The 15613-nt window shown below is 52.1% G+C and carries 13 protein-coding genes; 11 read left to right on the top strand and 2 right to left on the bottom strand.

From position 1 onward, the window contains the following. The first annotated feature begins 79 nt into the window (after positions 1-79). The 5 genes from BV494_RS03380 to BV494_RS03360 are packed head-to-tail and all read left to right on the top strand — an operon-like array spanning position 80 to position 5809. Positions 80-1597, top strand: coding sequence for a sugar ABC transporter ATP-binding protein (locus BV494_RS03380; protein WP_104921576.1), 1518 nt, complete (start codon positions 80-82; stop codon positions 1595-1597). Then, positions 1590-2579 (top strand): ABC transporter permease, encoded by a 990-nt coding sequence (locus tag BV494_RS03375; RefSeq protein WP_104921575.1) that lies wholly within the window; start codon positions 1590-1592, stop codon positions 2577-2579. Before BV494_RS03380 ends, BV494_RS03375 begins: the two co-directional genes overlap by 8 nt. Before the next feature lies 1 nt (position 2580). After that, positions 2581-3534: an ABC transporter permease gene (locus BV494_RS03370; protein ID WP_104921574.1), complete on the top strand. Its 954-nt coding sequence runs from the start codon at positions 2581-2583 to the stop codon at positions 3532-3534. A gap of 29 nt (positions 3535-3563) precedes the next feature. Further along, on the top strand, positions 3564-5204 hold the full coding sequence (locus BV494_RS03365; RefSeq protein WP_101078744.1) for an FGGY-family carbohydrate kinase: 1641 nt from the start codon (positions 3564-3566) through the stop codon (positions 5202-5204). After that, positions 5201-5809 carry a KpsF/GutQ family sugar-phosphate isomerase gene (locus tag BV494_RS03360; RefSeq protein ID WP_101078745.1) on the top strand — a complete coding sequence of 203 codons (609 nt, stop codon included), beginning with the start codon at positions 5201-5203 and terminating at the stop codon, positions 5807-5809. Before BV494_RS03365 ends, BV494_RS03360 begins: the two co-directional genes overlap by 4 nt. Here BV494_RS03360 and BV494_RS03355 read toward each other — a convergent pair whose 3' ends face one another. Next, positions 5810-7243, bottom strand: coding sequence for an aminotransferase-like domain-containing protein (locus tag BV494_RS03355; protein WP_104921573.1), 1434 nt, complete (start codon positions 7241-7243; stop codon positions 5810-5812). Positions 7244-7611: 368 nt separating this feature from the next. Between BV494_RS03355 and spy the strand changes: the two genes are divergently transcribed. Together spy and BV494_RS03345 are read left to right on the top strand one after the other, a co-directional pair. Continuing rightward, entirely contained in the window at positions 7612-8121 is a 510-nt protein-coding gene (gene spy / locus BV494_RS03350; RefSeq protein WP_104921572.1) for an ATP-independent periplasmic protein-refolding chaperone Spy, read from the top strand. 254 nt (positions 8122-8375) lie between these two features. Further along, complete coding sequence (locus tag BV494_RS03345) at positions 8376-8720, top strand: phage holin family protein (protein ID WP_104921571.1); 345 nt, start codon at positions 8376-8378, stop codon at positions 8718-8720. Between the two features lie 155 nt (positions 8721-8875). On the opposite strand, the gene BV494_RS03340 is transcribed toward BV494_RS03345, so the two are convergent. After that, positions 8876-10957, bottom strand: coding sequence for a glycosyl hydrolase family 18 protein (locus tag BV494_RS03340; RefSeq protein WP_104921570.1), 2082 nt, complete (start codon positions 10955-10957; stop codon positions 8876-8878). Between the two features lie 510 nt (positions 10958-11467). Here BV494_RS03340 and BV494_RS03335 point away from each other — a divergent pair. The 4 genes from BV494_RS03335 (at position 11468) to BV494_RS03320 (ending at position 15594) form a co-directional block, all read left to right on the top strand. Then, the gene (locus BV494_RS03335) at positions 11468-11908 is read left to right on the top strand and encodes a winged helix-turn-helix domain-containing protein (RefSeq protein ID WP_104921569.1); all 441 of its coding nucleotides are present in this window, start codon (positions 11468-11470) and stop codon (positions 11906-11908) included. Positions 11909-11927: 19 nt separating this feature from the next. Beyond that, on the top strand, positions 11928-12479 hold the full coding sequence (locus BV494_RS03330; RefSeq protein ID WP_104921568.1) for a glycoside hydrolase family 108 protein: 552 nt from the start codon (positions 11928-11930) through the stop codon (positions 12477-12479). 195 nt (positions 12480-12674) lie between these two features. Further along, the gene (locus BV494_RS03325) at positions 12675-13610 is read left to right on the top strand and encodes a LysR family transcriptional regulator (protein ID WP_104921567.1); all 936 of its coding nucleotides are present in this window, start codon (positions 12675-12677) and stop codon (positions 13608-13610) included. Between the two features lie 190 nt (positions 13611-13800). After that, positions 13801-15594 (top strand): chitinase, encoded by a 1794-nt coding sequence (locus BV494_RS03320; protein ID WP_104921566.1) that lies wholly within the window; start codon positions 13801-13803, stop codon positions 15592-15594. Positions 15595-15613: the final 19 nt, after the last annotated feature.

Below are 15613 nucleotides of genomic sequence, written 5' to 3'. Positions count from 1 at the left end.
AAGTGATTCGGGTGAGCAAGCGCAGCCAACGCATCTGCAATTTGAAGTATGACGGGGTAAACGCTGTAAGGAAAATGTGATGACTACACTCACGCCCGCCGTTCCTGCTGAGGCGTTTATCCGCCTCGAAAAAATCAGCAAAAAATTCCCCGGCGTACTGGCGCTGGATAATGTCTCGATCACCTTAAATAAAGGCGAAGTGCATTGTCTTGCCGGTCAGAATGGCTGCGGAAAAAGCACAATTATTAAAGTCATTTCCGGCGTTTATCAGCCGGAGAAAGGGGCTGCGATTACGCTCGACGGCAAACTTTTTCATTCCTTAACGCCGCAGCTTTCTTCTTATTACGGTATTCAGGTGATTTATCAGGACCTCTCTTTATTCCCCAATTTATCGGTGGCCGAAAATATAGCGATTCACCGGTATCTGCCGGGCGGCGATTTTTGGGTACATCGCGAGGCAATGCGCAAAAAAGCGATAGCGGCGATGCAACGGGTGGGGGTTTCTCTCGACCCGGATCGTAAAGTCGAAAAGTTATCGATCGCCGACCGTCAACTGGTGGCAATATGCCGGGCAATCGCTGCTGACGCCAGCCTGGTGATCATGGATGAACCCACCGCGTCACTGACCCGCACCGAGGTGAACGGCCTGCTGCGGGTGGTCAGTGAGCTGAAAGCCGCGGGCATTTGCGTGGTTTTCGTCAGCCACCGTTTAGATGAAGTGATGGAAGTCGCCGACCAGATCAGCGTCATGCGCGACGGCAAGCTGGTCGGCACCTATCCGGCCAGTTCACTCGACAGCAACGAACTGGCGTTCCTGATGACCGGGCAGCGTTTTAGCTACAGCCATCTGCCGCACCGCGCGCCCGCTGAAGCCACGCCGCTGCTGGAAGTCAGCCATCTGAGCCGCAAAGGCCAGTATCAGGATATTTCGCTGTCACTGCGTCAGGGGGAAATCACCTCGATTATCGGCCTGCTCGGGTCGGGCCGCACCGAACTGTGCCTGAGCCTGTTCGGCATGAGCCAGCCTGACAGCGGTGAAATCCGCGTGAACGGTAATGCGGTGAAATTTCACAGTAACCGCGACGCTATCCGCCACGGCATCGCGTATGTCTCTGAAGATCGCCTGACGCAAGGGCTGGTCATGGAGCAATCGATTTATGACAACACGCTGGTGTCCATTTTCGACAAGCTGCACACCGCCACCGGCCTGATGGATCACCGCAAAGCGGCCGCGGTGGTGAACGATCTGATCCGCGACCTGAACATTAAAGTGTCGGACAGCGCGCTGCCGGTGAAAACGTTATCCGGCGGGAATGCGCAGCGTATCGCCATCGCCAAATGGGTGGCGACGCAGCCGCATATCCTGATCCTGGATTCGCCGACGGTCGGCGTGGATATCGCCAATAAAGAAGGCATTTACCGGATTGCGCGCGATCTGGCGGAATCCGGCATGGCCGTTCTGATGATTTGCGATGAAATTCCCGAAGCGTATTACAACAGTCACCGCGTGCTGGTGATGCGAAAAGGCCAGCTGGTGGCGGAGTTTGCTCCGCACCAGAGCAGCGAAGCGCAGATTGCGGAGGCAATCAATGGATAACAAAAAGCTCTCCAAATTGTTTTCTCAGCATGAATTCTGGCTGGGATTACTGGTTCTGCTGCTGGTCATCGGCCTGAGCCTGCGCACCCATGAATTTATGACGCTCGGCAATCTCACGGACGTTGCCACCAGCTATGCCATTCTCGGCATTCTGGCCTGCGGTCTGTTTGTGGTGCTGATTGCCGGCGGGATTGATATCTCCTTCCCCGCCGTGACCTCTATCGGTCAGTACGTGATGGCGAGTTACATCATTCACCACGGCGGCAGTTTTCCGCTGGCGTTCGCGCTGTCGATGGGCACCGGTTTACTGCTCGGGCTGGTGAACGGATTCCTGGTTTACTGGCTGCGCGTTCCGGCAATTATCATCACCATTGCCACGCTGAACCTGTTTTACGGTTTGCTGGTGTATCTGACCAACGGCACCTGGCTGTACGGTTTCCCGGACTGGTTTATGAACGGCATTAACTGGTTCTCGTTCACCGCCGCCGACGGCTATGACTATGGGCTAACGCTGCCTTTGCTCAGCCTGCTGGGCGTGATTATCGCCACCGGCGTACTGATGAACCGCACCCGCGTAGGCCGCCAGATTTATGCAATGGGCAGCAACCGTGACGCCGCCTCGCGCCTCGGCCTGAACATTCTGCGGCTGCACTTCTACGTTTACGGCTTTATGGGGTTACTGGCGGGCATTGCGGCAGTGGTACAGGCGCAGATCACGCAGTCGGTCGCGCCCAATTCCCTGCTCGGTTATGAGCTGACGGTGCTGGCGGCGGTGGTGTTAGGCGGCACCAGCATGACCGGCGGGCGCGGCTCGCTGACCGGCACCCTTCTCGGCGTAATGCTGCTGGCCTTCCTGCAAAACGGGCTGACATTACTGAGCATTTCGTCTTACTGGCATCAGGTTTTCAGCGGCGTGATCATTCTGGTCAGCATCAGCAGCACCGCGTGGAACGAAAAACGCAAACTGGCGAAGGGGATGTGACATGACGACCTTAACCAAAATTCTCCCCGGCGACCGCATCATCCGCTTGCAGTTGCTGATCATCGTCGCCGTCGCCGTGCTGTTTTCCTTCACGCTGGGCGGCAGTTTTTACAGCGTCGGCAATTTCCAGTCTATCTCCTCGCAGTTGCCGATTCTGGGGATGCTGGCGTTAGGCATGGGTATCACCATGCTGACCGGCGGGATCAACCTTTCCGTCATTGCCGGTGCCAACGCCTGTTCGCTGGCAATGGCTGCGATTCTGGTGGCGCACCCTGACCAGCCGGGTTATTTCGCGCTGGCAATGCTCGCCGGGCTGGCCGTGGCGGTGGTGATGGGTGTGCTGAACGGTGCGCTGATTGCTTACGTCGGCGTCTCGCCGATTCTGGCCACGCTTGGCACCATGACGCTGATTGCCGGGCTGAACATTTTACTCACCAGTGGCGCGGTGATTTCCGGCTTCCCGGTGGCGATTCAGTATCTGAGCAATGGCAGCCTGCTGGGCATTCCTGTCGCCCTGCTGCTGTTTTTGCTGGTGGCGCTGCTGCTGTGGGTTTTGCTGGAACACACCACGCTCGGCCGCAGTTTGTACCTGATGGGTTCCAACGAACAGGCCACGCGCTTTAGCGGCGTCAACACCCATAAAGTCACTATCGCCGTGTACGTGCTTTCCGCCCTGCTCGGCTGGGGCGCGGCGCTGCTGATGATGTCTAAATTCAACTCGGCGAAAGCGGGCTACGGCGATTCGTATCTGCTGGTGACTATCCTTGCGTCCGTGCTTGGCGGGATCAACCCCGACGGCGGATTCGGGCGGGTCATCGGGCTGGTACTGGCGCTGATCGTCCTGCAAATGCTGGAAAGCGGCCTGAACCTGATGGGCGTCAGCAGTTACCTGACGATGGCGCTGTGGGGCGGCGTCCTGATCCTGTTTATCGCCTTACAAAACAGAAAATCTTAAGCGAATTGCTTTTACCGAAGGGAAAAAACATGGCGAGTTATTTTATTGGAGTTGACGTAGGAACCGGCAGCGCCCGTGCGGGCGTCTTCGACATGACCGGCCGCATGGTCGGTCAGGCCAGCCGTGAGATTACGCTGTACCGCCCGAAGGCTGATTTCGTCGAACAGTCTTCCGATGAAATCTGGCAATCCGTCTGCAACGCCGTCAAAGACGCGGTGAATCAGGCCGACATCAATCCGATTCAGGTAAAAGGCATCGGCTTTGACGCCACCTGTTCGCTGGTGGTGCTCGATAAAGAAGGTAAACCGCTGACCGTCAGCCCGTCCGGCCGCAGCGAGCAGAACATCATTGTGTGGATGGATCACCGCGCCATCACGCAGGCCGAACGTATCAACGCCACCGGCCACCGCGTGCTGGAATTCGTCGGCGGGATTATTTCGCCTGAAATGCAGACGCCAAAACTCCTGTGGCTGAAACAACATATGCCGACGACGTGGAATAACGTCGGGCATCTGTTTGATTTGCCGGATTTCCTGACCTGGCGCGCCACGCAAAGCACCACGCGCTCGCTGTGTTCCACGGTGTGTAAATGGACGTACATCGGCCATGAAGACCGCTGGGATCCGAGCTATTTCCGCCAGATTGGTCTGGAAGATTTGCTGGAAAACAACGCGGCGAAAATCGGCAGCGAAGTCAAAACCATGGGCGAACCGCTGGGCCACGGCCTGACACAGCGCGCCGCCGCTGAGATGGGGCTGATGGCCGGCACTGCGGTCAGCGTCTCCATTATTGATGCGCACGCGGGCAGCCTCGGCATTCTCGGGGCCAGCGGCGCATCCGGTGAATCCGCTGATTTCGACAACCGCATCGCGCTGATCGGCGGCACTTCTACGGCGCATATGGCGATGTCACGCAGCGCGCGCTACATCGGCGGCATCTGGGGGCCGTATTTCTCCGCGATCCTGCCGGATTACTGGCTCAACGAAGGCGGTCAGTCCACCACCGGAGCGCTGATCGACCACGTGATTCAGTCGCATCCGTGCTATCAGGATTTGCTGAAACAGGGCAAAGACAGCGGCAAAACCATTTATGAAGTGCTGAACAGCCTGTTGCGCAAAATGGCCGGTGAACCGGAAAACATCGCGTTCCTGACCAAAGACATTCATATGCTGCCCTACTTCCACGGCAACCGTTCGCCGCGCGCCAACCCGACGCTCACCGGCACGCTGACCGGCCTGAAACTCTCACGCACGCCGGAAGATATGGCGTTGCATTATCTCGCAACGATCCAGGCGCTGGCGCTCGGCACCCGTCATATCATTGAAACCATGAATCAGAGCGGCTACCGCATTGATACCATGATGGCGAGCGGCGGCGGCACCAAAAACCCGGTGTTTGTGCAGGAGCATTCCAACGCCACAGGCTGCGCGATGTTACTGCCGGAAGAGAGCGAAGCGATGTTGCTCGGCAGCGCCATGATGGGCACCGTCGCCGCGGGTGCCTACGATTCACTGCCCGAAGCGATGGCCGCCATGAGCCGCATCGGCAAAACCGTCACGCCGCAAACCAACAAAATCAAAGAGTATTACGACCGCAAATACCGCGTCTTCCACGAGATGTATCACGACAGCATGAAGTACCGCCGCCTGATGCAGGGGGAAGAACAATGACCGCTGACGAGGAATTTCAGCTTGCGTGTCAGGGCTGGCGGACGTACAGCCAGGAACTGCTGGCGCTGCAAAACCATCTTGACGCCGATATCTGGCGTCAGTTACTGACGCTGGTCACCGGCTGCAAAGGCAAGATTGCCGTCACTGGCGTCGGCACCTCCGGCATTGCTGCCCGTAAAATTGCACACATGCTGGCGTGCGTCGAACAGCCGTCGGTGTATCTCAGCGCCACCGACGCCGCGCACGGCGATTTGGGTTTTCTGCGCAGTGACGACCTGATTATCCTGATTTCACGCGGCGGCAATTCCGAAGAACTGACGCGCCTGTTACCGACGCTGAAAACCAAAGGCGTCGCTATTATCAGCGTGACAGAGAATCTGGATTCCGCGATCGCCCGCGCCGCCACGCTGGTGGTGAAAACGCACATTCAGCAGGAAATCGACCCGCTCAATATGCTTGCCACCACGTCCATCGTTCTGGTGCTGGCGGTATTTGACGCGCTGTGCGGCAACATCATGCTGCGCAACGGTTTCGATCAGCAAAGACTTCTGAAAGTACATCCGGGAGGGAATGTCGGGAAAACATTACGGGAGCAGGATTTGTAGTCACCCCTGAATTTCCTCCGCCACTAACCCGGCAAGAACGGATATCGCGCGGGCGGTGTGCGGGCCCCATTCGAATGACGTGTTGATGCGCAGGCAATGACGAAAACGCTCATCGGCGGAAAACATGGTGCCCGGCGCGACGCTGACGCCTTTAGCCAGTGCGCGCTGATAGACCCGCGCGGCGTCTACGTTGTCGCCCAGATCCAGCCAGAGAAAATAGCCGCCCTGTGGTTGGGAAACGGAAACCTGTGCGGGGAATTCTTTGATGATGGCGTGATGCATCGCCATCTGCCGCTGTTCCAGCACGCGGCGAAGGCGACGCAAGTGGGTATCGTAACCGCCCTGCTGCCCGCCTTTTTGCAGGAAATCGGCCAGCGCCAGCTGCACCGGCACGCTGGCGGATAACGTACTCATCAGCTGTAACCGTTCAATACGCTCAACGTATTTCCCCGCCGCCACCCAGCCGACGCGAAAACCGGGTGCCAGACATTTAGAGAATGAAGAACAGTGCAGAATTTCGCTGCGGTACGACGACGCCTTCAGCGGCACCGGGCGTTCACTGCCAAAGTACAGTTCGCTATAAACGTCGTCTTCAATTAACGCCACCTGATGCCGTTGCAGGATATCCACCAGCCGCGCCTTATTTTCAGGCGGCATAGTGCAACCAAGCGGGTTCTGAAAACTCGACATCAACCAGCAGGCTTTGACCGGATAGGTTTCCAGCGCTTTTTCCAGCGCATCGGGATCCATGCCAAAACGCACGTCGGTCGGAATGGCAATGGCTTTTAACTTGCGCCGCTCAATGGCCTGCAACGCGCCATAAAATGCAGGAGATTCAATCGCCACCCAGTCACCCGGCTCAGTGACGGCCTGCAAACTCAGCCCCAGAGATTCCATTGCACCGGACGTAATGACGATTTCATCGGGCGCAACTTCTATACCATTCTGAGCATAACGGCGGGCAATGCTGCGGCGCAGTTCTTCGTTGCCCGGCGGCAGGTTAGCGGTCGCGCTGTGCGGCGACATCCGGCGGACGGCGCTGGCCAGTGAACGCGCCAGACGTGGCTGAGGGAACAGTGTCGGATCGGGAAATGCCGAGCCCAGCGGCACCACGGAAGGATCCTGCCCCGCTTTCAGGATATCGAAAATCGCATCGTTGACGTCCACCTGTTCGGCGGCGTGCAGGCGTTCATCGGGCTGGCGGCGAACCGGGCGTTGCAACCCCGCCGCGACGTAGTAGCCGGACTGCGGGCGGGCGACGATCACCCCCTGACTTTCCAGCAGCTGGTACGCCTGTAACACCGTCATCAGGCTCAGCCCGGACTGTTTGCACGACTCGCGTAAGGAAGGCAGGCGATCTCCCGGCAGCCAGACCTGCGTGTCGATTTGTCTGCGCAAGGTGCGCGCCAGCGTTTCGTAGCGGGATTCAGTCATGGGCATTCTGCACTGTTATATAAGGTGTTAACGAAATGGTAACTATTATGCAGGGTTTTGCCCATATCAGGCGATGTAAACCGGACATCAACCGCAAACAATCTTTACTTTACAAGTCTGGCGGCCAAACATTCACCATGTTAATGTGTGAACTCCTCGCATTACTCAGATTTATCTGAACTCCCGTTCACGCCTGTTCGCGCAACCTTACGCTTTCTAAACATTTTCTCCACGATCGGCTGAAAAGTGACACTTCGGCTTTCACTCTTTTACATCCTGCCCGCATTACTATTCATTGGATTCAGTAGACTTGCTTTCGTCGAAACAAAACGGGCGATGTGCCTGAATCTTCAATGAGGAATTTAATTATGCGTAAACTTACCGCAATGATTGTGGCTTCAACTCTGGCTCTGAGCTCTGCTTCTTTCGCGTTTGCTGCTGAAACCACGGCCACGCCGGCAACTGACGCACCGGCGGCAATGCAGGGTAAAATGATGCACCATAAAGGCCCGCACAACATGAACCCGTTCGCTGGCCTGACCCTGACTGAGCAGCAGAAAACTCAGATGAAAGAAATCATGAAAGACAGCGGCGCGCGACCTGACCGCGCTGCCATGAAAGCGCAGATGGATCAGATGCACAGCCTGGTGGCTTCAGACAGTTTTGATGAAGCGAAAGTGAAATCGCAGATTGATACCATCACCAAAGCACAGTCCGACCGCATGCTGGATCGCGCCCGTGCTGAAAACAAAATGTACAACCTGCTGACGCCTGAGCAGAAAAAACAGTTCAACGAGAACTACCAGAAACGCGCTGACAAAATGGAACAGATGCGTGACCACAAGCCGGGTCAGCCAAAACCTGCTGACGCTGAGTAATCTTTATCGCAGTCAGTTCTGACTCCACCGGCCTTTTACAGGCCGGTTTTTTTTCGTTTGTCCGCCGGATGAACCTTGACTGTCAAAACCTAAGCGCAATTCCTCCCTGCTAGTCCACCTCAGTTTTCTCACATTTTTACCTGCCACCTGACTAAAAAAGTTCACGTCAAAATGTGTTGCCATGTGATTTTTGCCCGGCAGTCGCTGGTGATAATTTAACCTTGCACGCTTTATCTACTTCTGAGGAAAACATTATGATCAGTGCAGCAAGTGCCCGAGATGTCGTGCTAATGGATCACGATATCATACGGGCGGTTATCGGCATGTCGGCATGGGGTGGGATCGTCCGCTATATCATGCTGAGACAGAAAAAACCCATTATGGAAGAAATTTTGGCCTGCCTCTTACAGGTGGTCGTCTCCTGTTTCACCGGGATGTTGTTAAGCATTTTCGTACTTTCACGCGACGCTAACGATGACAAGTTACTTATCATGGCGGGTCTTGGCGGTGTATTCGCCGGGCCGATCATCACCTTGCTCGGCAAGAAAATTGCCTCGTTGATCGATTCTTTCTCTCCTTCCCCCAAAATATCTGAGTAACACCTTCCCCCGGCAGAGTCTCCTCTCCGGGGGATTTTTTTGCCTTCTGTTCAGCCCCCCGTTTCCAGGAGAAAAAAAAGCGGGACACCTGAAGTGCCCCGCTTTGCTATTCCACTATGATGAGGCCGGAACCTCAGACATAGTGCATTGAACGCTTAGAGTAATTTCCACTGTGCCCATTCGCCGGTGAACTCCGGATTGCCGGGTTCATTGCCCTGAGTCCAGTAGTTCGCCACGTAGTCTTTCCCTTTATGGCTGATTTTATCGCCGGTGTTGTAGACCTTGCTGGTCTCCCATTCGGAATATTTGCCGACAGGATCAACGACCGGGTCCACGACAGGATCTACGACAGGATCAACAACCGGGTCGATAACCGGATCCACAATCGGATCAACAACGGGATCAACTACCGGCTCTGCAACTTCCTCACCAAATACGACCAGTGTGTACTGTTTTGCAACGGATGACGCCGCGTGTGTATCCGTCACCGTCAGTGAGAACTGGAATTCTGCACGGCTGACGACGGTAGGCGCTGTGAAAGTAATCGTTGACGTGGTCGTGCTGCTCGGTGAAATCCCGGCCGGCACGCCCCATTTGTAGGTCAGTGCATCTTTGTCGGCATCGCTGGAACCGGCACCGCTCAGACGGACTTTTGAACCGCTAATGACCTGCAACTGGATATCGGCAACCGGTGTGGTATTGGTCGCGGGCTTATCTTCATCCGGTACTTCACCCGCAATGTTAATCCCGTCGAAGTAGAACGGTGCCATATCGATAACCTGATTCGTCACCGAGCAACCCAAACCTTCACGCGCGGCGTTGACCAGCACGCCGTTGTCCTGATCAATCGTCCAGGTAAAGAGTGCGCCTAACCCCTTTTTCGCCACATATTGCCCTTTGGCACGCACGCTGCGCGGCGTGTCGAGGGACATAAACAGCTTGGACTCTTTGTTGTAGAGGTAATCAGCATCGGCGACCTGATCGGTGTAGACGCTAAAACCGTTACGGCCTTTTTGGTTTTCCAGATCCAGGTAATTATTGATCAGGTCATACCATTCGCTGCAACCGCTTTCGAATGTCCCTGTAGTTTCGGCATTAGCCGTTGGGGTGTATGTGCCTTTGAGTGGGGAGAAACTTTCCAGTACCGCATTCTGGCCATTGCGTGAATAACCGGCGTAGCCCACGTTGATACGGTCAGCCGGGAAGCCTTTTGCCAACAGATAATAGACGATAGTGTCCACGCCCCAGCCACCTTCGACCAGCGCATGGAGGTTAGTGTGGTGGTCGAGTTGTTCCGCCCACGGCGTGCCGTAGAAGTCATAGGTCATGACATTAATGCTGTACAGACCGCTGTTGAGCAGGGTTTTCACATCTGATTTTTCGAGGATCGCCACCACGGCCGAACTGGCGATACTGATTTTGACATCAGTACGTTTAATCGCTTTCAGTTCTTTGGTGATTTCAGCCAGCAACAGCGCATAGTTCGCGCCATCTTCGTCGCCATAGGCGTTGTTATTACCGGCATTGCCCGGATATTCCCAGTCGATATCTACTTCGGAGAACATCGGGAAGCGGGTGAATAATTTCGCGACACCTTTTGCAAAGGTGCTGCGGCCTGCCGACGTTTTCGACATATTGTGGAAGCCGCTGCTCATGGTCCAACCGCCGATACTCAAAGACAGTGCCAGCGTATGGCCTAAGGTTTTCGCTTTGGCCTGAAGGTCACGCAAACCGCCCACAATGCCTTTAACCGTCGCCTGTGTGGCGCTGTTCACGTCCATTTCTACCCAGCCGGAATCGTTCAGACCCACGTTAGCACTGGTCTGGAAATCGCCCCACGGGTCAAGGAAGGTCGGTTCGTTAATCGATTTATTCAAATTACCGGCAGCGCGGGCAATCACATCGGCTTTTTCACCCGTGGTATCACCGACAATGCCCAGGAAACCGAGAATAATTTTGTCATAGGCCGTCGGACTGACGTTGGCTAAATCGTAACCGCGACCACGGTTTGAAGGGGTATCATCGCCATCAGACTGGCGACTGTCGTACTGAGACCAGTCGGTGTAGTAACCGAAAACCTTAGGTTTATTCGTGGTGTCATATTTGTTGTACACCGGTTTGGCGACGCGTGCGGAAGTGTAACTGTACTTCTCCGTGTCTTTAGACGCGTCAAAGCCATCTGCTTTATAAGATTTGTCGGTCAGTGCGTCGGTCTTGATCAATTTACTGGTAGTCATAATATTTTCCTGAATAAAGTTAAGGGTCGAACAGCGTCGTGCTGTCGGGTCTATAATTAGAGAGGAAGTGCCTGCTCTCAAATCATCATTGAGCAATAATATTTATGACGACGGCGATAGATTTAAAATGAGCATCATTTGTCTTGTTGATTGCAGGTCATCAAGGAGGATACGGGCTGGCTTACTGTTTACTGCTCAAATACCGGCAAATAGCGCGACAGACTGAGCGAAGCAACACAATGATTTTTGTGACACAAATGAGAAGGATAAAAACAGAAAACTTAATCTTAATCATTGTCTCTTTGTATTTTACATTTTAAATAATACTCAAAGTGTTTTTAAGTTTTATTCAAAAAGGTCATCATTTTATATAACAGATCACAACTTATCTAAAATTCCTCATAATATTCTTATTGGCGATGGTGAATTTCGGAAAACCAGATACGATAAATCCTATCGAAAAATTGGATTTCTGATAAGTTCTATTACCGGCCCGGAGAGAATTGAAAGATGAGTATTTATCTTATAAATGGTCAGTACGTTTTTAATGAAGGAAAGAAAGAACTTAAAACGCTCAACAATGGGACTAACATCAGACTTACAACAATGAGAGCGCGCTGCCTCAGCTTCATTATCGAACATGCTAACGATGACGTGATAGAGAAATCGGCTATATCTTATGCATTATGGGGCGCACGAAGCACTTTCACCAGTGATGCCAGTCTCACCCAAACGTTATATTTAATTCGTCGTGATCTAAAAACTCTGGGATTGGATGAATTATTCATTACAGTGCCGAAATCGGGAATACGGGTTAACTCATCCATAACAATCGATGTTATTCATGAAAAAATTCCCAAAACCAAACTATCTTATAAACCGCTTTTTTTGAGCTTGCTTTTATTTCTGTTATTAACGGGTATTGGTGTGTATCTTGCTTTGACAATTTAAACCTTCGGAGGAACAGATAATGGCCTATAATCCCGTGATTGATGAAGTTTTGGCAAATGAAGGGGCTTATGTAAATCATCCCGACGATCCTGGCGGCCCAACTCATTGGGGAATTACTGAGAAAACTGCACGGGATTATGGTTACACCGGTGATATGAAAGATTTCACCCGAAATCAGGCTTATATTATTCTGGAGAAAAATTATTGGTATCAGCCTGGCTTTGACAAGATCAATGTATTATCTCCGGCACTGGCCCTGGAACTGTGTGATACCGGAACCAACATGGGGCCTTCCGTAGGGATAAAGTGGTTACAACGTTGGTTAAATGTCTACAATCAACAAGGTCGTTATTATCCCGATATCAGTGTTGATGGAAAAATAGGGCCGGGCACGCTGACGGCATTGTCCGCCTTTCTGAAACTACGCGGCGATGAAGGAAATGCCGTGCTCGTCACCTCGCTCAATTGCAGTCAGGGCCATCGGTATCTTGAATTAGCGGAGGGTAAGGCCGGCAATGAATCTTTCATTTATGGCTGGATAAAAGGCCGTGTCCGTCTAAGTACCTTTTAAACATAAATAATCCTTATATCAATAATCATTATTTGGAATTTCACTTGTGAAATTAAACATCGCCAGTCGTCCTGGCAATACATTACTCAGGACACCTGAATATATAATTTACAGAGCATATTAGATACTTTACTTTATTTGTAGCGTCACAACGTGGATTATTCCTCTTCCAAATTTATGTTACGGAGAAAAGTAATGAATTACGATAAAATAAATAATTTTGATTATAATCTAATCAAAACTATGAATGAAGTCATCATCTCAGGGAGTCTGTCTTGCGCAGCTGAAAAACTTGAGCTTTCTGTGTCAGCCGTCAGTCTTTCGATTAATAAGTTACAACGGTACTTAGCCGTAGAACTTTTCATCAGAACAGCCCAGGGAATGAAACCCACACAAACAGCACTGGATATACATGAATCATCTTCACATGCCATGTGTATTATTGATGATGTCGTCCATAAAGCAAAAAACCAGTCGAAAAGTTTTTCATCCCTCAAAGTCATGTGTTCAGACCTGATTGAAAGTTATTACTTCCAGCGTCTGCATCAACACGATGATTTACAGGAAACACTGTTTTCCTTTACGAATGCCACCCTGATTAACCATGATGAATGTGTAAGAAATCTGCTGCAATCCAGCAATGATATTGTTTTGAGTAACTTCCCGCTACAGCACAACAACATTACGTCCGTTGAAATTGATTCTCTCGATGATTTTGTTGTGTTATGCAGCGCCACAAGTTTATTGTCCACACAAAAAAAATTTACACTCTCACATTATTATTCATTACCTCATGCGGTATATTGTCATAACGAAGGCCAGGCAAAAAAGCTCATTTCGATCAATAATAACAATGATGAATTCAACACACGAAAAGTAGTTTATTACTCATCCTCACTCAATGGGATCATCGCTGCCATTGAGCGAAGTGAGATGATTGCAATATTTCCTGCCAAAGTGGCTGAGTACTTTATTGATAACCGCCGCAGCCAGTTAATCACCTTTGCACTCCCCGATGAAATACAACATGAAGCATTGAAAACCTACGCAAATTTTGTCACCCGGACGACTAAAATACAGGACGTCAACAGTATTATTGCATCACTAAAAACCACAGAGCATTGCCAATAAAATTTATTACAAATTAACCACGCGAAAAAATATCATGCATGCTTCTTTGATGTTAAATGTTCTTATTTTAATAGTTAATTAATCAGGTGAACACTAGCCTTAAAAAGTTGGTTTACGACTGACATATAAAATACCCATTCCCAGAGAATTGTATTTCTGTATTTAATTTAACGTATTAAAGGTATTCACTATGCAAAGATTAAAACCACCCTTTTATTTGAATATGATGACCCTTTCGTGCCTTCTGGCCGTCTCATCGCTGGCTCAGGCAGCGGAAACCCCGGCACCTTCAGAACCCTATGTAATGAAAGAAAGCGATCTGGTCAAAAAAGAAAACTCCCTGACGCAAAACCCGCTGATGCAGGAAGTTAAAGCCTCGATCCGCACACTCGATAACGACTCCGTTGAGAAAATTGCGCCCGCGCGGGCGGCGAACCCCGAAAACGTGAAACGGGTAGAGAAAATCCTCAGCAAAGCGCAGTGGGATTACATCTTCCCGCTTCGCGCACCCGAATACAGCTATGAAAACTTCCTCAAGGCGATAGGTAAATTCCCCGCAGTCTGCGGCACGTATACCGACGGGCGTGATTCAGACGCCATTTGCCGCAAAGGTCTGGCCACAATGTTTGCTCATTTTGCTCAGGAAACCGGTGGGCATGAAAGCTGGAGACCTGAGGCTGAATGGCGACAGGGGCTGGTGTGGCTGCGTGAAATGGGCTGGGCGGAAGGCCAGAAAGGCGGTTATAACGGCGAATGTAATCCGGATGTCTGGCAGGGGCAAACCTGGCCTTGCGGGAAAGATGCGCAGGGTGATTTTGTCAGCTACTTTGGCCGTGGCGCAAAGCAGCTTTCCTATAACTACAATTACGGTCCCTTCTCTGACGCCATGTTTGGCACCGTCAGAACCCTGCTCGATAAACCGGAACTGGTGGCCGATACCTGGCTGAATCTGGCCAGCGCCGTATTCTTTTATGTGACCCCGCAGGCCCCGAAACCGAGCATGTTGCACGTGATCGATGGCACCTGGCAGCCAAACGACCATGATAAAGCCAACGGCCTCGTTCCGGGATTCGGCGTGACTATCCAGATTATTAATGGCGGTGTGGAATGCGGCGGGCCCACCGAAATTGCCCAGGGCGAAAACCGTATTTCCTACTACAAAAGTGAAGCGGAATATCTGAAAGTCCCGGTCGCGTCCAACGAAGTGCTGGGTTGTAAGAACATGAAACAGTTCGACGAAGGCGGTTCGGGCGCACTGCCACAATACTGGGAACAGGATTGGGGATGGGATCCAAACACGCCAACGGGTTCAACGTATTCCTGCCAGTTGGTGGGTTACCAGACGCCGTTCTCAGCCTTTAAAGAAGGTGATTATAAACGCTGCGTCCAGCACTTCTTCAATGTCTCTATTGTCGATGATGCAGGCAAAGTGGAGCCAGTACCGGTGCCCGATCCAACGCCGGATACGACACCGACCACCGATACCACTCCGGTTACGGATACCAACGCTGCACCGGTCGCCAGACTGACCGGCCCGATTGGTGATGTGGAAAGTCAGGCTAACGTGACACTTAACGCCACGGCTTCCAGCGATGCTAACGGTGACAAACTGTCTTACACCTGGCTGCTGCCAAACGGCACCACGCTGGCAGGCACCGAACGGGACAGCATCAGTTTTGTTGCACCCACCGTGACCGTGAAAAAACAGTACACCTTCACACTGACCGTCTCCGACGGTAAGAAAAGTGATGTGACGTCTTATACGCTGACCGTGACGCCGCAGGTTCAGCCATTGCCTGACAGCGGCACGGGAAAAACGTGCGCGAACAACTGGGATGCACAGAAAATTTATTACGGTGGTGAAAGCGTTGTATGGAAAGGCAAGGAGTATCTGGCTAACTATTGGACCCAAAACAATGAACCCGGTGATCCCGAGTTCACTGGCGAATGGTCACAATGGAAGGAAATTAAAGCCTGTAAGTAATTATTGGTATTAACGTCAA

It is taken from the genome of Rahnella sikkimica (assembly GCF_002951615.1).
GTDB classification, from domain to species: domain Bacteria; phylum Pseudomonadota; class Gammaproteobacteria; order Enterobacterales; family Enterobacteriaceae; genus Rahnella; species Rahnella sikkimica.
The sequence above is the reverse complement of the archived record's forward strand: the minus strand, read 5'-3'. Positions and strand labels throughout refer to the sequence as shown.